This window comes from Billgrantia antri (assembly GCF_017868935.1).
Classification (GTDB): domain Bacteria; phylum Pseudomonadota; class Gammaproteobacteria; order Pseudomonadales; family Halomonadaceae; genus Halomonas; species Halomonas antri.
Genome location: NZ_CP053383.1, coordinates 3,525,680 through 3,545,988, shown reverse-complemented (window position 1 = coordinate 3,545,988; position 20,309 = coordinate 3,525,680). Strand labels below are relative to the sequence as shown.

The 20,309-nt window shown below is 64.8% G+C and carries 17 protein-coding genes; 4 read left to right on the top strand and 13 right to left on the bottom strand.

What is annotated here, in order from left to right; genetic code table 11:
• Positions 1-55: 55 nt before the first annotated feature.
• From HNO53_RS16400 to HNO53_RS16375, 6 genes are all read right to left on the bottom strand, one after another.
• Positions 56-1,666, bottom strand: a complete 1,611-nt coding sequence (locus tag HNO53_RS16400; RefSeq protein WP_209473665.1) for an alpha-glucosidase family protein — start codon at positions 1,664-1,666, stop codon at positions 56-58.
• Between the two features lie 92 nt (positions 1,667-1,758).
• A complete protein-coding gene (locus tag HNO53_RS16395; RefSeq protein ID WP_209473664.1) occupies positions 1,759-2,601 on the bottom strand; it encodes a carbohydrate ABC transporter permease in 843 nt (280 codons plus the stop codon).
• Positions 2,601-3,578, bottom strand: a complete 978-nt coding sequence (locus tag HNO53_RS16390) for a carbohydrate ABC transporter permease (RefSeq protein ID WP_209473663.1) — start codon at positions 3,576-3,578, stop codon at positions 2,601-2,603. The genes HNO53_RS16395 and HNO53_RS16390 overlap by 1 nt, the downstream gene beginning before the upstream one ends.
• A 16-nt stretch (positions 3,579-3,594) precedes the next feature.
• Positions 3,595-4,860, bottom strand: a complete 1,266-nt coding sequence (locus tag HNO53_RS16385) for an ABC transporter substrate-binding protein (protein ID WP_209473662.1) — start codon at positions 4,858-4,860, stop codon at positions 3,595-3,597.
• Positions 4,861-5,044: 184 nt separating this feature from the next.
• Entirely contained in the window at positions 5,045-5,971 is a 927-nt protein-coding gene (locus HNO53_RS16380; protein WP_209473661.1) for a LysO family transporter, read from the bottom strand.
• 97 nt (positions 5,972-6,068) lie between these two features.
• The gene (locus HNO53_RS16375; protein WP_209473660.1) at positions 6,069-6,758 is read right to left on the bottom strand and encodes a hypothetical protein; all 690 of its coding nucleotides are present in this window, start codon (positions 6,756-6,758) and stop codon (positions 6,069-6,071) included.
• A 399-nt stretch (positions 6,759-7,157) separates the two neighbouring features.
• Here HNO53_RS16375 and HNO53_RS16370 point away from each other — a divergent pair, with 399 nt between their 5' ends.
• Complete coding sequence (locus HNO53_RS16370) at positions 7,158-9,152, top strand: methyl-accepting chemotaxis protein (RefSeq protein ID WP_242597450.1); 1,995 nt, start codon at positions 7,158-7,160, stop codon at positions 9,150-9,152.
• 71 nt (positions 9,153-9,223) lie between these two features.
• Here the strand turns inward: HNO53_RS16370 and HNO53_RS16365 are convergent, their stop codons facing one another.
• Together HNO53_RS16365 and ehuR are read right to left on the bottom strand one after the other, a co-directional pair.
• The gene (locus tag HNO53_RS16365; RefSeq protein WP_209473659.1) at positions 9,224-10,159 is read right to left on the bottom strand and encodes a 2-hydroxyacid dehydrogenase; all 936 of its coding nucleotides are present in this window, start codon (positions 10,157-10,159) and stop codon (positions 9,224-9,226) included.
• A 46-nt stretch (positions 10,160-10,205) separates the two neighbouring features.
• The gene (gene ehuR, locus HNO53_RS16360) at positions 10,206-11,612 is read right to left on the bottom strand and encodes a MocR-like ectoine utilization transcription factor EhuR (RefSeq protein ID WP_209473658.1); all 1,407 of its coding nucleotides are present in this window, start codon (positions 11,610-11,612) and stop codon (positions 10,206-10,208) included.
• A gap of 215 nt (positions 11,613-11,827) precedes the next feature.
• On the opposite strand from ehuR, the gene doeA reads away from it, so the two are divergent.
• From doeA to HNO53_RS16345, 3 genes are all read left to right on the top strand, one after another.
• Positions 11,828-13,027 carry an ectoine hydrolase DoeA gene (doeA, locus tag HNO53_RS16355; protein WP_209473657.1) on the top strand — a complete coding sequence of 400 codons (1,200 nt, stop codon included), beginning with the start codon at positions 11,828-11,830 and terminating at the stop codon, positions 13,025-13,027.
• A gap of 115 nt (positions 13,028-13,142) precedes the next feature.
• Positions 13,143-14,156 (top strand): N(2)-acetyl-L-2,4-diaminobutanoate deacetylase DoeB, encoded by a 1,014-nt coding sequence (gene doeB / locus HNO53_RS16350; RefSeq protein WP_209473656.1) that lies wholly within the window; start codon positions 13,143-13,145, stop codon positions 14,154-14,156.
• A gap of 41 nt (positions 14,157-14,197) precedes the next feature.
• The gene (locus tag HNO53_RS16345; RefSeq protein WP_209473655.1) at positions 14,198-14,677 is read left to right on the top strand and encodes an Lrp/AsnC family transcriptional regulator; all 480 of its coding nucleotides are present in this window, start codon (positions 14,198-14,200) and stop codon (positions 14,675-14,677) included.
• 90 nt (positions 14,678-14,767) lie between these two features.
• On the opposite strand, the gene HNO53_RS16340 is transcribed toward HNO53_RS16345, so the two are convergent.
• From HNO53_RS16340 to HNO53_RS16320, 5 genes are all read right to left on the bottom strand, one after another.
• Positions 14,768-15,415: a DUF1523 family protein gene (locus HNO53_RS16340; RefSeq protein ID WP_275951349.1), complete on the bottom strand. Its 648-nt coding sequence runs from the start codon at positions 15,413-15,415 to the stop codon at positions 14,768-14,770.
• 10 nt (positions 15,416-15,425) lie between these two features.
• Entirely contained in the window at positions 15,426-15,692 is a 267-nt protein-coding gene (locus HNO53_RS16335) for a hypothetical protein (RefSeq protein ID WP_209473653.1), read from the bottom strand.
• Positions 15,693-15,742: 50 nt separating this feature from the next.
• Positions 15,743-17,095, bottom strand: a complete 1,353-nt coding sequence (locus HNO53_RS16330; RefSeq protein WP_209473652.1) for a DUF6638 family protein — start codon at positions 17,093-17,095, stop codon at positions 15,743-15,745.
• On the bottom strand, positions 17,092-19,032 hold the full coding sequence (locus HNO53_RS16325; RefSeq protein ID WP_209473651.1) for an AAA family ATPase: 1,941 nt from the start codon (positions 19,030-19,032) through the stop codon (positions 17,092-17,094). The genes HNO53_RS16330 and HNO53_RS16325 overlap by 4 nt, the downstream gene beginning before the upstream one ends.
• A 67-nt stretch (positions 19,033-19,099) precedes the next feature.
• Complete coding sequence (locus tag HNO53_RS16320; protein ID WP_209473650.1) at positions 19,100-20,221, bottom strand: hypothetical protein; 1,122 nt, start codon at positions 20,219-20,221, stop codon at positions 19,100-19,102.
• Positions 20,222-20,309 lie beyond the last annotated feature (88 nt).

The window sequence follows — 20,309 nt, the reverse complement described above, 5'->3', positions numbered from 1 at the left end:
TTGTTCAAGACGTTGCCACTTGTCTAAAAATCGGCGAGCGAAGCGCAGCCATTTTTTAGAGGCGGAAATAGGCCGCCTGATACGGCGGCAGGTGCAGCGTGCCGCCGCTGACTTCGTACTGGAAGCCGTGGTGCTCCAGCGCTTCGCGTACCTCGGGGAGCGTCGCGGTCTGGGGCTGGCCGGTGAGGTTGAACACGCACAGCAACCTGTCGCTGCCCCGCTGGCGGATGAAGGCGACCAGCGCCTCGCCCAGCTCGAGCAGTTCCATGTCGCCGTCGAACAGCGCCGGGTGCTGGTGGCGGAAGCGCAGCAGGCGCCGCGTGGCGTTGAGCATCGACTCGGCGTCGGCCTGCTGGCGGGCTACCGACAGCGGCAGGTGCGCTTCGGCCACCGGCAGCCACGGCTCGATGGTCGAGAAGCCGGCCAGCGGCGTGTCGTCCCACGGCATCGGCGTGCGGCAGCCGTCGCGGCCCTTGAAGTCGGGCCACAAAGGCAGGCCGTAGGGGTCCTGGATGCGCTCGAAGGGCACGTCGGCCTCGGGCAGGCCGAGCTCCTCGCCCTGGTAGAGGCACACGCTGCCGCGCAGCGAGAACAGCAGCGCCAGCGCCACCCGCGGATAGGCGAAGGCACACTCCTCGCTGCCCCAGCGCGTGGCGCTGCGCACTACGTCGTGGTTGGACAGCGCCCAGCACGGCCAGGCATCGCCGGCGAACTGCTGGAAGCGCTGCAGCACGTCGCGAATGTAGGCCGGCGAGCGCGGCGAGTTGAGCAGATCGAAGGTGTAGGCCATATGCAGCTTGTCGCCGCCCGAGGTGTACTCGGCCATGCGCTCGAGCGGCGTGTCGTCGCCTATCTCGCCTACCGTGGTGGTACCGGGGTACTCATCCATCAGGGCGCGCAGTTCACGCAGGAAGTCGACGTTCTCGGGGCGGCTGATGTCGTACACATGGCGCTGCCAGGTGTAGGGGTTCTCCTTGGGCGCGCCCATGGTGCGGGTGGCATCGATGGTCAGCGCCGGATTGCTGCGCAGGTGCTGGTCGTGGAAATAGAAGTTCACCGTGTCGAGGCGGAAGCCGTCGACCCCCATCTCCAGCCAGAAACGCATGTTGTCGAGCTGGGCGGTGCGCACCTCGGGGTTATGGAAGTTGAGGTCCGGCTGGCTCGACAGGAAGTTGTGCAGGTAGTACTGCTGGCGCCGACTGTCGAAGGTCCACGCTGGCCCGCCGAAGATCGACAGCCAGTTGTTGGGCGGCGTGCCGTCGGGGTTGGGGTCGGCCCACACGTACCACTCGGCCCGCGGGTTGCCGCGGGTCATGCGGCTCTCCTGGAACCAGGGGTGCTGGTCCGAGGTGTGGCTGATGACCTGGTCGATGATCACCTTGAGACCCAGCGCATGGGCGCGCTCCAGCAGCCGCTTGAAGTCGTCGAGCGTGCCGAACAGCGGATCGACGTCGCGGTAGTCGCTGATGTCGTAGCCGAAGTCGCGCATCGGCGAGGTGAAGAAGGGCGACAGCCAGATGCCGTCCACGCCGAGCGAAGCGACGTACTCGAGCCGCTCGGTCACCCCGGGCAGATCGCCGACGCCGTCGCCGTTGCTGTCCATGAAGCTGCGCGGGTAGATCTGGTAGATGACGCCGCCGCGCCACCAGAAGGTGTTGTCTTGCATGGTTTTCCCTTGGTCAGGCCTCGGTTTATACGGTGTTCGTCCGGTCGAGACGGCGTGGACAATGTGCTGCACGCCGGGGTTCCATCGAGTCGTTATCCCTTCACCGCGCCGGCGGTCAGCCCCGAGACGATGCGCCGCTGGAAGATGATCACCAGCACCACCAATGGCACCGTGACCACTACCGAGGCGGCCATGATCGGCCCCCAGGGCAGCTCGTAGGCGCTGCCACCGGAGAGCAGGGCGATGGCCACCGGTACCGTGCGCTGGCTGTCGGTCAGGGTAAAGGTCAGGGCGAAGAGGAACTCGTTCCAGGCGGCGATGAAGGCGAGCAATCCGGTGGTCGCCATGGCCGGCCACATCAACGGCAGGAAGACCCGGGTAATGGTGATCCAGGGCGTCGCGCCGTCCATGATCGCGGCCTCCTCGAGCTCCATGGGCAGCTGGCGCATGAAGGTGGTCAGCACCCACACGGTGAAAGGCAAGGTGAAGATGGTGTAGCTCAGGATCAATCCGCCCGGGTTGTTGTACAGGTTGAGTGCGCGGATCACCTCGAACAGCCCCGACAGCACCGCCACCTGCGGGAACATGGAGACGCCGAGGATGACCAGCAGCACCGTGGTGCGCCCGCGAAAGCGCACCCGGCCCAGCGCGTAGGAGGCGGTGATGCCGAGCAATAGGGCGATGAATACCACGCTGGTGGCCACCACGACCGAATTGAAGATCGCCTGCAGGAAGCTGCGCTGGGAGAAGATCTGCAGGTAGTTGGCGAGTGTCGCCCGCGTCGGCCACAGCTCGACCTGGAACAGGTCGCCGGAAGGCGTGAAGGAGGTCTTGATCGCGTAGTAGAACGGAAACACCGCCATCACCACGACCAGCGCCACCAGCAGCCAGAAGCCGAAGCGTGCAGTGAGTTTGGAAAGCTGGCGCGAGCTCATCACTCACCTCCCAGTTGCAGTTGCTTGCGGCCCAGATAGAGATAGGCGACGGTGGCCAGGGCGATGACCAGGAACAGCAGGGTCGAGGCGGCGCTGCCGTAGCCCACGTCCTGGAACTCCACCAGTTGCTGGCGGGCGTAGATCGACATCGACATGGTGCTGGTGGAGTTGGAGGTCAGCACGTAGATCACGTCGAATACGCGCAGGGCATCGAGCAGGCGGAAGATCACCGCCACCATCAGCGCCGGAGTGATCAGCGGCAGAGTGACGCGGAAGAACACCTTGAGTGGATGGATGCCGTCGACTTCGGCGGCCTCGTAGCAGTCCTTGGGCAGCATCTGCAGCGCGGCCAGCACCAGCAGGGCGACGAACGGCGTGGTCTTCCACACGTCGACCATGATCACCGCCCACATCGAGTAGCTGGCATCGGCGGTCCAGGCGATGGGGCTGTCGATCAGCCCCGCGCCCATGAGCAGATGGTTGATGATGCCGAACTGGTCGTTGAGCATCCACGCCCACATCTGTGCCGAGACGATGGTGGGAATCGCCCAGGGGATCAGCACCGCGGCCCGCACCAGGGTGCGACCCTTGAACTCGGCGTTGAGGATCAATGCCACGATGACGCCGAACACCACTTCCAGCGACACCGAGACCACCGAGAAGTAGACCGTGTTCCACACCGCCTGCCACCAAGCGGGGTCGGCCAGCACACCGAACCAGCGGCCGTCGTCATAGATCAGGTAATTCTCCAGCCCGATGAACAGGGTATCGCCCATGTCCGACAGCGAGGCGTCGGTGAAGCTGAAGTAGAAGGTACGCAGCAGCGGCCAGCCGGCCACCATGGCCAGCGTCACCAGCATCGGCGCCAGGAAATACCAGGCGGCCCTGACTCGCTGGCGGCGCACCTTGGTGCTGCGATAACTGGCCGGCAGGAGGCGCGCCGGGATCGGCGCGCTTTCGGTCACGGGAGTCGACATCTCGGGCTCCAGGGGGTTACCAGTTGCGGCGCTTGAGGCGGGCCAGCTCGCGGTCGAGGTCGCTCACCGCCTGCTCGCCGCTCCTGTTGCCGGAGAGCACGTCGTGGGTGGCGCTGAAGAAGGCGTTGCTGACGCGGCCGTAAGCGTCGCCGGTGGGAGCCGACGGGCGCGCCACGGCATTGACGAAGGTGTCATAGAGTTCGCCGAAAAAGGGCACCGCCTCGAGCACCTCCTCATCCTGGTAGAGCGATTCGAGGGTCGGATTGTAGGCGCCTTCGATGGCGCGTCGCTTCTGCTCCTGCTCGCCGGCGAGGAAGGCCACCAGCTCGGCGGCGAGCTCAGCGTTTTCGCTGTACTTGGAGACCGCCAGGTTCCAGCCGCCCAGGGTGGCTGCACTGCTGCCTTCACCGCTGTGCGGCAACTGGGTCACGCCGACCTTGCCGCGCACCTCGCTGCCGTCGCTCTGGGCCAGCGCCCAGGCATAGGGCCAATTGCGCATGAATACGGCATTGCCGCCCTGGAACACGCCGCGGGCCTCCTCCTCGGTGTAGTTGAGCACGCCGTCGGGAGCAATGTCGCCGATCCAGGTGGCGGCGCGATCGAGAGCCGCGGCCGCTTGCGGGTTGTCGATGGTGACCTCGCCGTCGGCATCGACGATGGTGCCGCCGCCGTGGCTGGCCACCCACTCCAGGGCGTTGCAGGTCAGCCCCTCATAGGCGCGTCCCTGGAACACGAAGCCGTGCATGCGGTCGTTGCCCGCTTCGCGCTCGGCGTTCTGGATCTCGCGCGCGATCTCGGTGAGTTCCTCCCAGGTCTGGGGCGGCTCGTGGCCGTACTGCTCGAGCAGGTCGGCACGGTAGTAGAGTACGCCGGCATCGGTGAACCAGGGCATGGCTACCAGGCGACCGTCGATGGTGTTGTTCTCGATGATGGCGGAGAAATGCCCCTCGCCGACGTCTTCGCCCAGCACCTCGCGAAGATCGAGCAGGTGGTTGGCGAGCAGACCCGGCCACACCACGTCGATCTGCATGATGTCGATATCGGTGGAATTGGCGGAGAGAATCTGCTGGTAGAGCGACAGGCGCTCGGTAGAGGAGTTGGGCGTCGAGACCACGTCGACGCTATGACCGGTCTGCTCCTCCCACGCCTCCACGCCTTGCTGGCACAGCTGCAGCTCGGCGCCGACGGCGCCGCAGGAGATGGTCAGGTCGGCGGCCTGGGCATGGCTGAGGCTGGCGGCTCCGGCGACGACGAGGGTCGGGATCAACGACTTCTTGAACATGAGGAAATCCTTGTCGGCTTGTTGTTATCGAGACCTGGTTTGAGTGGTTTCTGGAGAAACTTAAACGATTAAGTTGTCCGGCGCCCAGTTAGCCGTTTCTTCGATACGAGATCAACCTAGACTTTTGGCTAAAGGAGCGACGTCATGGAGCTCATCTCAGCATAGCCGAGGCCGCGAACACACCCTAAAGCGACAGGAAGAACAGGATCAGCGGCGGCGACAGCAACGAGAGAAGGAAACCGCTGACCACGGCCATGGGCACGCATGCCACGCCACCATGCTGCTGGATCACCGGTAGCGTGAAGTCCATTGAGGTGGCACCGCCATAGCCGATGGCGAGCGGCGCATGGCGGTGGATCGTCATGGGAATGAGAAGAAAGGCGAGCAGTTCGCGGGTCAGGTCATTGAAGAAGGCCACCCCACCGAGCACCGGACCGAGTCGATCGCCGACCAGAATGCCCGAAAGCGAGTACCATCCGAAGCCGGAGGCCATTGCCAGCCCTTCCTGCCAGCGCAACGAGAGCAGAGGCGCGGCGAGCAGGCCGCCAACCAGCGAGCTGACAGCCAGGACCGAGGCAATCGCCAGGCCGTGGCGATTGAGCAGGATCTGCTTCAGCGGCATCCCCGAGTTGCGCAGCTGGCAGCCGATCAGCGCCAGCAGGGCGTAGAGCACCCATTCGGCCCACTGCTCGGCATGCAGGAAGATCATGTCTCCCCCCAACCAGGCGAGCGCGAGTCCGAGGAGCACGCCGCCGGCCACGATGGCGACCAGCGACAGTGAGCCGAGCAGTGCGGCCAGCTTTGTCGTGGGGGCGTTAGCCACCACCGGCGAGTGACCCATGCGTAGCCCCAGGCGTCGCGATAGCCACCACAATGCGACCAGGTTACAGGCAGTGATGACCGCGAACAGCCTGAGCGCCTGACTGCCCATGTGCGACAGTTCGCGGCCGAGCTCGTCGAGACCTGCCAGGCTGATGCCCATCAGCAGCAAAATCACGTAGACCGATGCGTTGACGCCTCGGTTGATGCCGTTCATCACGCCGTTGTGGCGTACCGGCACCAGATAGCCGAGCAGCAGTGGCAGCAGTACGATCAAAAGCCCGGAAAGCATCGCGATTCCCTTCACCGAGGCCGCCCATGGCGGCGAAAGCCGCCAACTTTATCAGGCTTTTGCGCGTTGCGCCGGTGTCAGCGTCTTCAGGCCACGTTCAACGAGGCTCGATATTCAGCGAGGTGAGCGTGAGACGGCTCTTGCGCTCACCGTCACGAAGGTAGTCCACGCCCAGCAATAGCCCCGGGTATTGGGGATGGAAATGGAACAACATCGACCTCTCGGGCTTTTCCGGATCGTTCACTTCTATCCTGACCGCCTCGAACTCGCCGATGGGGAGAGTCAACCGTTCCGGCTCCAGTAGGCGGTAGTCGAGGACTTCCTCGCGGCCGCGGTGATCCAGATAGACCAGGCGGCAGAGCGTCGCCTCACAGCCACCGTTCAAGGCGCGGCGCGAGAGTTCTACCAGTGCCGCCTGGCGATCGGGCAGCCTGGCCAGTTCGCTGCTGTCCAGGCGGTAGTCGTCCCCCACGCCCAACAGCGAGTAGCCGCTCGAGTAGTTCACCGAACGCACGCCCTCCGGGGTGACAATGAAGCGGCTGCGCTCGTTGCCGCGGGCCACGGCGATGGCGGCCTGCATGTGGCTCTGCCAATGACCGCTCTCACGGCTCAACTGATGCTCGATGGTGGCATTGGGCCAGCCCTTCACCTCCAGCCGATAGCTTGCATGGAACGGCTGCAGCAGGGCTTGGAATTGCGGCACGGCGGCAGGAGTGGCAACGGCCTTTCCGGCCAGCATCAGGACGAGAAAGGGCAGAAGCACGATGGCTTGCAGGGATTGGCGCATGTCGGGGGTACCGCTGGGCTGAAGGGCGACAGTAGCTGTGAGCCCGACAAAGGCCAGCAGGTTCCACGATGCACGGTTGTTTCACGGTTGATGCCGCCAAGCCGCGCCTGTGTGCGTTTCCAGTATGGCCAGATCGGCCTTGCCACCCGCTGCCGTTATCCGGCGCTCAATCGTTATCGCGAGTCGGGCACGGCAACGAAAGCGTGATCCTGATCAACATTCGGCAAAACCCCGAAGAGACGATCTAAAGCTTCGCTCTCCATGGCCGAAAAAGCGTTACGCGATTGCTGATACAGCGCATTAGCAACAAGGCCGACGGATATCACAACTACAACGGCTCAGCTACGCCAGCCACGTCCCGACCATCCGATATCACTGAGTTCGGCAGGAATCATGAACATGAAAAACCTTCTTCACCGTATTCCGGTGTCACGCAAATTCATGCTGGCACTGGCGTTTCCGCTTTGTGTCATCGTCTGGCTGGCGACCGGTGGCATCATGGAGCGCCAGCGGCTGACCGACGACATGCAACAGGTCGACCGCTTTGCCGGGCTGGCGGCCCAACTGGGGGGCGTCCTGCATGAACTCCAGGTCGAGCGTGGCCTTTCGGTCGGCTTCATAGGCAGCCGTGGCGAAACGTTCGGCGAGCGCCTCATGGCCCAACGCACCAGGGTCGACGAGCAGTTGGCCGGTTACCGCACCCTCCGTGCGGGGCTGGCCGACAGCGGCGACGCCGGCATTGCGCAGCGGCAGGAAGAGGTCGAGGCGCTGCTGGGCGAGATCGCCGCCATGCGTCGCAAGGTCGATGAGCTGGCCATCGACAACCTGTCGGCACTCGACTTCTACACCGAGATCAATGCGCGACTGGCCGAGATCGTGGGCAGGCTTGGGGGGCTTGGCAACGCCGGGGAACTGTCCCGCCACCTGGGGGCCTACTACGCCCTGCTCGAGATCAAGGAGAGTGCCGGCATCGAACGGGCGCTACTTGCCAGCGCCTTTGCCGCCAACCGCATGTCACCCGACGTCTACTATCGGTTCCTGCGCCTGCTGGGCCAGGAGGAGGCGTTCGAGGAGAACTTCACCGTCCAGGCGGATACGAACATCGCCACGCGCTATCGCGCCGCCACCACGGAGCACGAGGCACATGGCCAACTGTACATGATGCGCCAGATCGCCATGCGCCAGGGCATCGACGGTGGCTATGGCATCCAGCCCGAGCGCTGGTTCGAAGCCCAGACCGGGAAGCTGGAGCGGATGCGCGAGGTCGAGCTCGCGCTGGCCGAGTCCGTGCAGGTGCGTGCCGCAGCGCTGGCGGCAGAGGCGCGTTTGGAACTTGCCACTTTCGCCGGACTGGCGGCGCTGGCCATCGTGATGGCCATTCTGCTCTCCATCGTTCTGGTGCGCAGCATGGTAGGGCCGCTGCGTCTTGCCCTGGCTCGGATCGAATCGCGTGGCGGTGACCTGACCCAGCGCTTGGCCGAGCCAGGCTCCGATGAACTCTCCCAGCTCTACCGCGCCTTCAACGTTTCCACCGCCAGCATGGAAGCGCTGGTGGCCTCGATCCAGCAGGGCGCGCGCGGCGTCGGCTCGGCCAGCAGCGAGATCGCGCAGGGCAACGAGGACCTGGCGAGTCGTACCGAGGAGCAATCCGCCTCGCTGGTGGAAACCGCCACCAGCATGGAGCAGATGACCTCTACCGTGCGTCAGTCGGCCGACAATGCCCGCCAGGCCAGTGCCATGAGCGAGCAGGCCGTCACTCAAGCCGAGCAGGCCAGTCGGGTTGCCGAAGAGGCGCGCCAGGCCATGCAGCAGATCTTCGAGGCCAACCGGCAGGTCACCGCCATCGTCGAGGCTATCGACGGTATCGCCTTCCAGACCAACCTGCTGGCGCTCAACGCATCGGTGGAAGCGGCGCGCGCCGGCGAGCACGGCCGAGGTTTCGCCGTGGTGGCCGGCGAGGTGCGCAAGCTGGCCAGCCGCAGTGCAGAGGAGGCCGAACGGATTCGTCAACTGATCGACAACACGTCCCAGCGAGTGGCAACCGGCAATGGGCTGGTGGGGCAGACTTCGGAAGCTCTGATGGCGATTTCTCGCGACGTTCGTCGGGTGGCCGACCTGGTGGCAGAGATCTCGTCGGCCGGCATCGAGCAGTCGGCGGGCATCGAGCAGATCAACCAGGCGGTCAGCCAACTGGAGGCCACCACGCAGCAGAACGCGGCACTGGTCGAGCAGGTGGCGACCTCCAGCCGCTCGCTCGACGATCAGGCCGGCGAGATGGCTCGGTTGATCGCGCGTTTCCGCGTCAGCGCGGCCTTGGAGCATGAGCGGGACGACATCGTCGACGTCGCGGTACTCAACTGCCGGGAGGTCAGGGGCCTGCCGCAGCCGGCTTGAGGTTCGGCGAGGGTAGAGGAGAGCGGCGGGCCGAGGCCCGCCGCTGCGCTATCTGCCATAGGCCGAACCCGTCAGTAGCCCGCTTCGGGGTCGACGGTTTCCACCTCCTCGCCGGCCTCGAGGGCGCGGATCGCCTCGACCACCTGGTCGACGGCTTCGCCCAGCGGCGTGGGGCCGGCCATGTGCGGCGTCACCCAGATGCGCGGATGGCACCATAGCGGACTGTCGGCAGGCAGGGGTTCCTCGGCAAAGGCGTCGAGCAGCGCCCCGCGCAGCCGGCCTTCGGACTCGCCTTCCCCCAGGGCGTCGAGCAGCGCCACTTCATCGATCAGGCTGCCGCGACCGGGGTTGATCAGGCTGGCACCCTCGGGCAGGGCGTTCAGTGCCTCCGCATCGACGATATGTCGGGTCGAGCGCGTTCCCGGCAGCAGCAGCACCAGGGTTCGCACCCGGCCGAGCAGTTCGGCAAGGCCTGCGTCGCCGTGATGGCAGGTGATTCCATCGAGCGACTTGGGCGAGCGGCTCCAGCCGTGCACGAGAAAGCCGTCGGCGGCGACCATGGCAGCCACCTTGGCGCCGATGGCACCGAGACCCAGCACACCGACCGGCCAGTCGCGTTTGTCCACGAGAGGATACTCATGCCACGTCCGCTGGGCCTGCCGACGACGATAGCGGTCGAAGTCGCGCTGGAAGTGCAGGACGCCATAGCGTACGTAGTCGCCGATCAGTTCACTCATGCCGGCATCGCGCAGCTTGACGATGGGTACGTCCCGGGGGAGGGCGGGATTGTTGAGCAGGGCATCGACGCCGGCCCCCAGGTTGACGATGCCGCGGGCACGGGTCTGCTCGGCGAGCAGCGTCTCCGATGGTTTCCACACCGCCAGGTAGTCGGCGTTACGGCGCCGTTCGGCGGGGTCGTCGGCGGTGACGATCTCGGCCTCGGGCAGGCGTTCGGCCAGCGCGTCGCGCCAGGCCTCGACGTCGTCGATGTGCAGCAGTATTCGCATGTCGGTTCCTCGCTTGCGATCCATTTGGCTTTCGATCCCGGATCGCTCAGTAGACGATCTGCATCATGGGCGGCGGTGCCTCGTCGAGCAGCACGCCCAGGCGCTTGACCCCCTCCTCGAAGCGGGCGAAGTCCTGTTCGGCTCCGAGGCTGACGCGGATGCGCCGTGGCGGCGGGGTTCGCTCGACCATGAACGGTACCGCGGTGGTGATTGCCAGCCCCTCCTGCTCGGCCTGTTGCTGCAACTCCTCGGCGCGCCAGGCGTCAGGCAGCGATACCCACACATGCAGGCTGGTGGGGCGCGACTCCAGGGCATGGTGACCGAGCCGATGGCGAATGAGTTGCTGACGTTCGCCGAGCAGTCGGCGCTGCTCGCCGGCCATGGCTTCGACGGTGCCGTCGGCCAGCCAGCGATCGGCGATTTCGAATATCAGCGAGGTGGCCATCCAGGTCGTGGCGCGCATGCGAGGCAGCACGTGATGCAGCTGGCCGCGCGGCACGGTGAGATAGCCGGCGCGCAGGCCCGGCACGGTCACCTTGGTCAGGCTGGTGACATGAAAGCTCAATTGTGGGATGCGCGCCGTCACCGGCGTGAAGCCCGGCGCTTCCAGCAGGGCGTGCACGTCGTCCTCGATCAACCATACCCGATGACGGGCCAGGACCTCGGCCACGGCGTCCCGGCGCGCCTCGCTCATGGTCGCCCCGGTAGGATTGAGCTGAGTCGGTGTCAGGTAGAGCGCGCGCGGCTTGAAGCGCTGGCAGGCCAGGTCCAGGGCCTCGGGCACGATGCCCTCGTGATCGATGGCGATGCCGCGAAGCTGGAAGCCCAGGGTGCGCGACAAGGCGATCAGGCCGTGATCGGTCAGCGCCTCGGTCAGCACGAGGTCGCCATGCTGCACCACGCTCGAGATCGCCAGCATCAGGCCATGGGCGGCGCCGTTGCAGAGGATCCGGTCGTCGAGGTCGCCAGGGACGTGCAGGCGGGAGTGCAGCCAGTGGCTGGCGCGCTCGCGCTGATGCGCGAGTCCGGCAATCGGCCGGCAGGCGGTGATCACCTCGGGGCTGGCCTGCTCGGCCAGTTCCGCGAGCACCTGGCGGAAGCGCAGATGGTGGCTCGGCGTGCACACCGGGTGAGCGATCGACAGGTCGATGAGGGGGCTCTCCTGGCGTGCCTCGTGCCCACGCAGGTAAGCCGACTCCCGCGCATCGTCCAGCGCATTGATCCAAGTGCCGCTGCCGATCCTGGCCTGTACCAGGCCCATCTTCTCGGCCTGGGCATAGGCCCGCGACACGGTCTGTACGCTGACTCCCAGGTTCTCGGCGAGCTGACGGTGAGGCGGCAGGCGGGTGCCGGGGGCGAGCTCACCTTGACGCACCGCTTCAGAGAGCGCTCGTGCGATGGCGAGATACTTGGGGCCTTTCTCCGTCAGGTACGGAGTTAGATCAATTGTCATGATTCAATAAAGCCTTTGACCGCCAGCCAAGGGGGAGTGCTACTATCAGCTTAGCGGCATTGGCCTGGAATTGTCATGCTTTTCATTAGAGTGATTCATGACAATCTACGGCAACGGTCCTCTTTCCCGACCGACGAATGACCGACTACCCCTTTGGCCCGGCCTTCTCCCCTTGGAGATGGCTGGCTCTTGGTGATTCGATGGCGAGTGGCCTCATGACTCAGGTATCCCTGTCCTTCACTCGTGAAGAATACGCAAGCCGGCTATGGAAGGTGCGTGCCGAAATGGCCAGCCGCGGAATCGACGTGCTGGTGATCAGCGATCCCTCCAACATGGCCTGGTTGACCGGTTACGATGGCTGGTCCTTCTACGTACACCAGTGCGTGCTGGTTGGGCTGGAGGGAGAGCCGGTGTGGTACGGACGGCGCATGGATGCCAATGGGGCGCTGCGCACCTGCTGGATCGATCCCGACAACATCACCTACTACCCTGACTACTACGTCCAGAATCCGGACATGCATCCGATGGACTACCTGGCGCAGTCGATCATGCCCGATCGCGGCTGGCACGAAGGGGTCGTGGGGCTGGAGATGGACAACTACTATTTTTCGGCCAAGGCCTACCAGAGCCTGCTGCGCGAGCTGCCCCATGCGCGCTTCATGGATGCCAACTCACTGGTCAACTGGTGTCGCGCGATCAAGTCGCCCCAGGAGATTGCCTACATGCGTGTGGCCGGCAAGATCGTCGAGGGCATGCACTCGCGCATCCTCGAGGTGATCGAGCCGGGGCTGCCGAAGAGCAAGCTGGTCTCCGAGATCTACCGGGTCGGCATCGAGGGCTGGGTCGACCCGCAGGGCCGGGTTCACGGCGGCGACTATCCTGCCATCGTGCCCATGCTGCCCACCGGCAAGGATGCTGCCGCGCCGCACCTGACCTGGGACGACACGCCCTTCCTCGAGGGCGAAGGCACTTTCTTCGAGATTGCCGGCGTCTACAAGCGCTACCACGCGCCCATGTCGCGCACCGTGTTTCTGGGTCGGCCGCCGGCGGAGTTCGTGCGCGCCGAGTCGGCGCTGCTCGAGGGGATCGAGAACGGTCTGGCCGTGGCCAAGCCGGGCAATCGCACGGCCGATATCGCCATGGCGCTGGGTGCCGCGATGGACAAGTACGGCTTCGACCGCGGCGGGGCACGCTGCGGCTACCCCATCGGTATCAGCTATCCGCCCGACTGGGGCGAGCGCACCATGAGCCTGCGTCCCTCGGACGAGACCATTCTCGAGCCCGGCATGACTTTCCATTTCATGCCGGGTATGTGGCAGGACGAGTGGGGGCTCGAGATTACCGAGAGCATATTGATCACCGAAACCGGTTGCGAATCGCTGGCCAGCTTCCCGCGCCAGCTGTTTGTGCGATGAGTAACAAGCGACAGCTGCTGTAGCGAGGGGCGCCGGGGACAAGTCCAGGAAGGAAATAGGTTTGTTGCCGGAGTAGCCCCGAGCAGTTGCCCATAGTACAAGGAGTTCCAGGAACATGACCAAACGACCCAGCCCGATCAGCGCCACCGTGGATTTCGATGCCGACGGCGTCCAGCACGGCTTCCTCAAGCTGCCGATCTCCACCGACGAGTCGGCCTGGGGGGCGGTGATGATTCCGGTCACCGTGGTCAAGAACGGCGAGGGCCCCACGGCGCTGCTCACCGGCGGCAACCACGGTGACGAGTACGAGGGCATCACCGCGTTGATGAAGCTCACCAGTGAGCTGCGCGCCGAGGAGGTGCATGGGCGCGTGATAATCGTGCCGATGATGAACGTGCCGGCGGCCATGGCCGGCAAGCGCACCTCGCCGATGGATGGCGGCAATCTCAACCGCAGCTTTCCCGGCGACCCCGACGGTACGGTGACCGAGAAGATTGCCGACTACTTCACCCGTGGCCTGGTACCGATGTGCGACGTGGTACTCGACCTGCACTCCGGTGGGCGCACCCTGGACATCATTCCCTTCGGAGCCTCCCACGTGCTCGACGACCCCGAGCAGCAGCGCCAGGCGCTGGAGGGGGCCAAGGCCTTCGGCGCACCCTATGCCATGATGATGTTCGAGCTCGACGCGGCGGCGCTGTTCGATACTGCGGTGGAGAGCCAGGGCAAGGTATTCGTCGCCACCGAGCTGGGCGGAGGCGGCACCTCGACGCCCGAAAGCCTGGCCATTACCGAACGAGGCGTGCGCAACTTCCTGATTCACTTCGGGCTCATCGAAGGCGAAGTCGCGATGCCCGACGAGCCTCAGGTCTTCCTCGATATGCCCGATGCCAGTTGCTACGTGCAGAGCGAGCACAGTGGCCTGCTCGAGCTGACCCTGGCGCTGGGCGACAGGGTGGAGAAGGGGCAGGTCATCGCCCGCATCTACGACATGACGCGCAGCGGCAGTGCCCCGGTGGAGTACCGAGCGGGCCGCGACGGCATTCTGGCCGCGCGGCGTTTCCCGGCCCTGGTCAACATGGGCGACACCATTGCGGTGATCGCCGAGGTCGTGGATTCGCTGGGCTGAAGGCGATCTGGCTGCGTCCGATTGAATGAAACGAGAAAACGATGAAACTTGATCGCTATGACCTGAAGATACTCGAGATCCTGTCCCGCGACGGACGCATCACCAAGTCGAGGCTGGCCGAGGCGATCAACCTCTCGGTTAGCCCGTGCTGGGAGCGGGTTCGGCGGCTGGAGAAGGCAGGCATCATCGAGGGCTACAGTGCCCGACTCAACCCCCAGGCGTTGGTCAAGCGCACCCCGGTATGGGTGCAGATCGAACTCAAGCAGCACAATGCCGAAAGCTTTGCCTGCTTCGAAGCGCTGGTCCACGAGACCCCCGAGGTCACCGAGTGCGTGGCGGTGGGCGGCGGGGTCGACTACCTGCTCAAGGTCGAGGCCGATTCCGTGGACGCCTACCAGCGGCTGATCGACGACTGGCTGACCTCCGACGCCGGCATCGAGCGCTATTTCACCTACATCGTGACCAAGACGGTCAAGCGTCCCTCTCCCGGCCTGGGGCGGGGCGACGTCCAGGCGTTCTAACGCTTGCGCTGGGCCAAGCCCGGCGCCGGCAGTCTCCTCGCCCAAGCCCATGGGGCGGCGCCGTAGCGCCGCCCCTTTTTCATCGATCGCCTACTTCTTCGTCTTCCAGGTGTCGAGCCAGGCCTGGAGGCGGCTCCGCCTTGCCGAGATGGCGCCGCTGGCGGCATTCAGGCCTTCCTCGACACCTTCCAGCACGGGATCGAGCCGGTTGCGACGAAACCGGCGCCAGCGCAAGTAGACGTAGCCTGCGAATAGGGCCATCCCGACCAGGAAGACGCTGGTGAACCAATTGAAGGGCTTGTCCTCGGGCCCTTCCACCGGCGTGATGGAAATGGCATTGGGAAAGATCGACAGGAAGATGTTGCGCCAGCCGAAGTGCATGATGGCGACCCACTTCGGGTCGGCCTTGGTGGAGACGAGATCGCTGGCTTCGGTATAGAGGTTGGCGGTGTCGAACTTGAAGTAGGGCGGCCAGCCCCAGCCGGTGTCTTCGTTGCGGTAGACGATGGTGCGGCCATCGGGACGCACAGCCTGGATGAACTGAACGTCGCGGTTGACCAGTCGCCTGGACTGCTCGTCCGGATCCGCCCAGAAAATGCGCGTCCAGTCGTCGAGATCCTGGCGCTTCTCGTAGGTATTGACGATGCGCACGACATCGTACTGGGGCAGGCTGTAGTGGAGGAAGGCACCGAGGAGGGCCAATAACATGATCCAGAACAACCATTTCACGTAGACCATCGCGGGTCCCTCACAGGAAGTTGATGACGTAGATGATGAGCAGGATGGCGCTTGGCGGCAGGACATAGACCAGGTGGGTCAGCTTGCGCTGGAAGGAGCGGTCGTATCGCTGCATGCCTTCCCGAAACAACAAGGCCCGGTCGCCGTCTGCATGTTGCGCGTCCAGGTGACGCCTGAGCCTGGCGCGGTAGCGCAGGCGCATATGCAGCGAGAGCGCAGCGTAGAGCAGTGCCAGAATTACGACGAAGGTAAGCACGAGCCGCAGGAAGGCGAACATCTAGCGGAATCCTCGCGCGACGCTGTCAGGGTTTCGACCAGGCCTGCCTATCATGCGAATTGCGTGTCCTGGCCCAGGGCGTCGTCTCGGATCCCGGCTCTCGCACCAAGGCCGGTCGTGGGGACGCCACCGCTCATGTCGGGTTCGTCGCCGAACAGGTAGGCGCGAGCCCCGGCCTTGTCCATGGCGTATTCCCGCGCCAGCAAATCAGCCACATAGGCTTTCTTGGTCTCGGGCCAGGTACGGTAGTGACGGTAGAACGCCTCCTTGTGGCAGATGAACAATTGACGAACGTCCAGCACCGTCAGCTCGGCCAGGAGCATGTTGACCAGATCCCGGTCAGGGCTGTCCGTGGCCCGCAGCAGGTAGAAATAGCTCGGGTGCTCCAGGCCGATCTTGGGCCTTGCCCCTCGCGTCTCGGCCCAGCGGACCATGGCGGCGAGGCCCTCGTACTCCTTGGGAAGGCTATCGGCGTAGCGGGCGGCGAGGCGGCGCATGTCGGAGCGCGACAGGTCGGTAAGGTCAACGCTAGCGTTGGCCAGGGCGTCGGCGATGATGAAGTCCATCTTCTGGCGCAGGATCGCGACCTCGTCGGCCCCGTGACGCTTGACGATGGGCTCGGCGAGCTGGTTGGCCTTGAGGAATCTGGCGATCCCCTTGCGGTCGCCGAGGCTGAGGTTGGCGTTGAGGGGCAGTCTTCCCACCGGCTTGCTGGTGCTGGCGATGAGGGCCGAGCGCTTGACGTCCTGGAATAGGTAGAGCCCGCCGAAATGCGCCGTCCAGAAATTCTTCTGCTCGAACGCCACATGCCGCAGGCGCACCGGATTGCGCGTGATGTCGCCGGTAAGCTTGGCCGTCTCCACCATTTCGCCGATCAGGGCTTCGTCGAGCCAGGCGTCTTCCTCGCCCATGAAGCGCTCGATCAGCGCCTCCAGGCGCTCCGCGTGGGCGAGGGTGCCGGCGGTCGTGTCGGCTTCGACGACGATACGCCGGATATCGAACAGGTGCTCGGGGGTAGACACCGCGAGCACCGAGTTCTCCAGCTCGCCGGCCACCGCGTCCGTGGCCGTGAGGGCGAAAAGCTGCTGCTCGTTGGCCTCGATGAAACGGCGCAGGATGTCGCGGCTGGTGGAGAATTCGGCATTGAGCAGAGGGCAGTGCCTCTGCTCGGTCGAGAGCAGGATGAACTGTCGATTCACGCCGCCGTGATTCAGGTAGTGGTGATCGTCGAGCTCGTCGCCGATCTCGGGCGAGTAGCCGGAGATGTCGAGGTGAAACTCGGTCAAGGCGGTGGCCAAGCCCGTCAGGTGTCGCAGGGCTCGGTTGTAACGCTCGACCAGGGCCGGTGAGTCGACGGCAAAGAGATTGCCGAACATCAGGCCCTTCTCGATCAGGCGCTTCATGCCGTGCGCTCCTCCAGGTAGCGGCGCTTGGCCTCCGCCTGGCGGCCGAGGTCGCGTACCATGGCCTCGATCGCTGCCTCGTCCGACTTGCCGGCATAGCGGAACTCGCTGTCGGCGTAGCGGTTGATCTCCTGGAGTACCATTTCGGTGGTAATGGGGACTCTCAGCTCGGCGATCATGGCCGCCTTGGTGTCGTAATCCTGGAACAGGAACAGTTCAGGGTTCTCCATCCACTCGTCGGGCAGCTCGAAATCCATCGAGCGTACCTTTACCGCATCGGTGATGTTCTTGATCGCGCGACCGGTGAAGCGCTCGTCGGTTTCCTGGATCGCCTTCAGGTAGGTGCCGAGCTTGGCAATGGTGTCGAGTTCGCCGATTCGGGAGTGCACGCGGTCGAACACTGCCAGCAAGGCCTCCTCCTGCGGGCGATTGTGGGACTCGAAGGAGCGGGCCACTGCTTGCCTGATTTCCTGCGCGGCATACAGATCGTGCTCGCCCAGGGCAATCTGGTGATTGCTGCCCAGCAACAGGTGCAGCACGTCGATATAGTCCTCCCGGGTCTGGGGTCCATCCACCAGGAAGCGGGCGCCCGAGCGCTGGCGCAGCGCGTCGTCGACGTTCTCGGGGTAGTTGGAGAACATGCCGAAGGTGCAGTTGCCCCGGACCAGGGTGTTGGCCCCGGCGAAGGCATCCATGAGCACGGCGGTGACTTCCTGCTGGCCGGCAGACGACTGGCGGTCGCCGCGCTTGCCGGCGATCTGGTCGATATCGTCCACGGTGCCGAAGCCGATCACACCGGGGTCCATCACGGCATCGATGAAAGCCTTGGCGTTCTGGCCCGACTTGCCCTGATAGCTGTCGATGTTGTCGATGCCGAAGTTCTGGTAGCGAAAGGGGTATCCGGCCACCTGACAATAGTCGTGCAGCAGGCCCGCCATCATCTGGATCAGGGTGGTCTTGCCCGTTCCCGGCTTGCCGTCGCCCATGAAGGTGAAGATGAACCCGCCCATGTCGGCGAAAGGGTTAAGGCGGCGGTCGAAGTCATAGGCCATCAGCATCTTGGCCAGGCGCAGCGCCTGGTACTTGGCGATGTGGTTGCCGACCACCTCGTGGGGTTTCTTGAACGCCATGGTGAAGGTGGTGGATCTCGCCTTGGTCGCCGGCTCGAAGCCGCGCAGGGTCAGGTCGTCGGCCTCGACGCGCCAGGCGGCGTCGGTGAAGGGCGCCAGCCGAGGCGCGTTCTGGGCGCGTAGAGCGACCTTCTCCATGGCCTGTTCGGCGAAAGCGGAAAGGGTCGCGATCAGCCTGGCATCGTCAGCGGCATGCAGCGCCAGCTTCTGGTCCAGCTCCCATAGCGCCCCATGCAGCGCAAGCTGGGCGTTGTCGGTCAGCACTTCCTCGACCTCGCCGATCTCGACCTGAACTTCCCCGGCATGGGGCGCCAGCAGGAAGGCGGTGGCGTTGGCGAAGACATGCAGCACGGTCAAGGCTTCGGCGGCCAGAAGCTGCGTGAATTCGGCCTTGCGGGCGGTGTCCAGGGTGCCGGACAGATTGGCCCGCTTCAGCTCGGCCAGGCCCGAACCCACGGAGTAGGTTTCGCCCATTGCCAGGGCAGTGGCAAGTGCCCGACGCAGCAGGTGCAAGGCGGTGGCCTGCAGAGGCGTCATCAGCGGGTCGTCATCGTCTGCTGCCTCGACCCGGGCGCGCAGGTGAACGCCCTCTGGGCGGGCCGTGGTGCGAGTCACCAGCCCCGGCGTGGTGGAACGAAAGCGGCGGGTGCGACCGACTCCCGGGGAACGCTCCGGATCCGCGGCATCGACCTGTGGCCTGGCAATGCGCGGGGTATGGTCGATCCCTTCCAGCATGGCCGTGGCGGCAACGTAATGCTTGCGGATCTCCTCTTCACGAAGCTCCATCTGATCGCTGGTAAAACTCATGGCATCCTCACTTTGGGGCGATCCTGCCCCTTGTCGTATCACCGGCTTGCTTGGCCTTCACGCAAGCTCAATAGCTCAATACCTGTCCGTTGGGGCTGACCACGAACTTATGCACGTCCGAGAAGCCGGGCGGAGCGAGCTCGGCCAGCGCCTGAAAGGGGCGCTGGGGCAGGATGATCGCCCGCTCGGTTCGAGTGGCGCCGGTGTCGGCCCCGCGTCCGCCGAAGGGATCCAGGGCGAAGACCTCGCGCTCCACCTTGTTGAACCAGCCGACTCTCTCGTCGCGAACGTCCTCGCTTTCCAGCGCTTCCATGGTCCAGGCCAGCACCCAATCCTGTCCTTCGCCGGCACGGGCGTCCTCCAGCACGCGGCGCAGCGGGCCGGCTTGCTCGGTATAGGCCGAGGAATACATCGGCCCCACGTGGAAGCGCAGCAGTCGCTTGGGATGCAGGCAGTGAAAATCCTCATCGAAACCGCGGGCAATGGTGAGCAGCTTCAAGCCGGCCAGGGACTGGGCCATCAGGTGCTCCTGCACGTCCAGCCAGCGAACGAGATCCTGGGGCAGGGCGGTCTTGCCGCTGTCCTCGACGTCGGCCAGATAGATCACCGGCAGATTGATCTGGCTGTCGTAGGCGGCCCAATGGAGCATGAACCGGCGACGGCCCGCGCCGGTATTGCCGAGCCATTCGCACTCAGGGTGATTCTGGGCCCAGAACAGCTCGCCCTTGAGCAGCTCCTCGTAATAGAGCCGTTGGGACAGGGCATGTTGCAGCCGAGTCGGCGTCTTGCGCTCGCTGAGGATGGCGCGAACCATCTGCTCCTTGAGCTTGCCGGCGGAGGGTAGATGGGACAGATGTTTCTGGGCTTGCTGGGCATCGTTTGCCATATGCAGCAGCTCCAGCGCCAGCGGGAAACCACTGTCGCTCCTGTCCACCTTCAGGCTGTGGGACAGGCGCCCACCCTCCTGTCCGGCCAAGAGATACTTCATGCTCAGTGCCTGGAAGCTGTAGTTGAGCTGTGCCAGGTAGCGAGTCAGTAACCTCACCTCGACCTTGTCGAGCCGGCCCTCCGAATGCATGGCGGCGGCGACTCGTCTCAGGTGCTGGAGGATCTGCTTGAATTTGCGGAAATAGCGTCGCGAGGCAAAGGGATCGGTCAGTTCGCCATGCTCCAGACTAGGATCCGTCATCGATGTCTCTCTCCGGTTGCAGCGGGCCGCTCTGACTCCCCGGACGTTCATGAAGCCCGACCACCGGTGCGGGCGCCGCCAGGGGTCG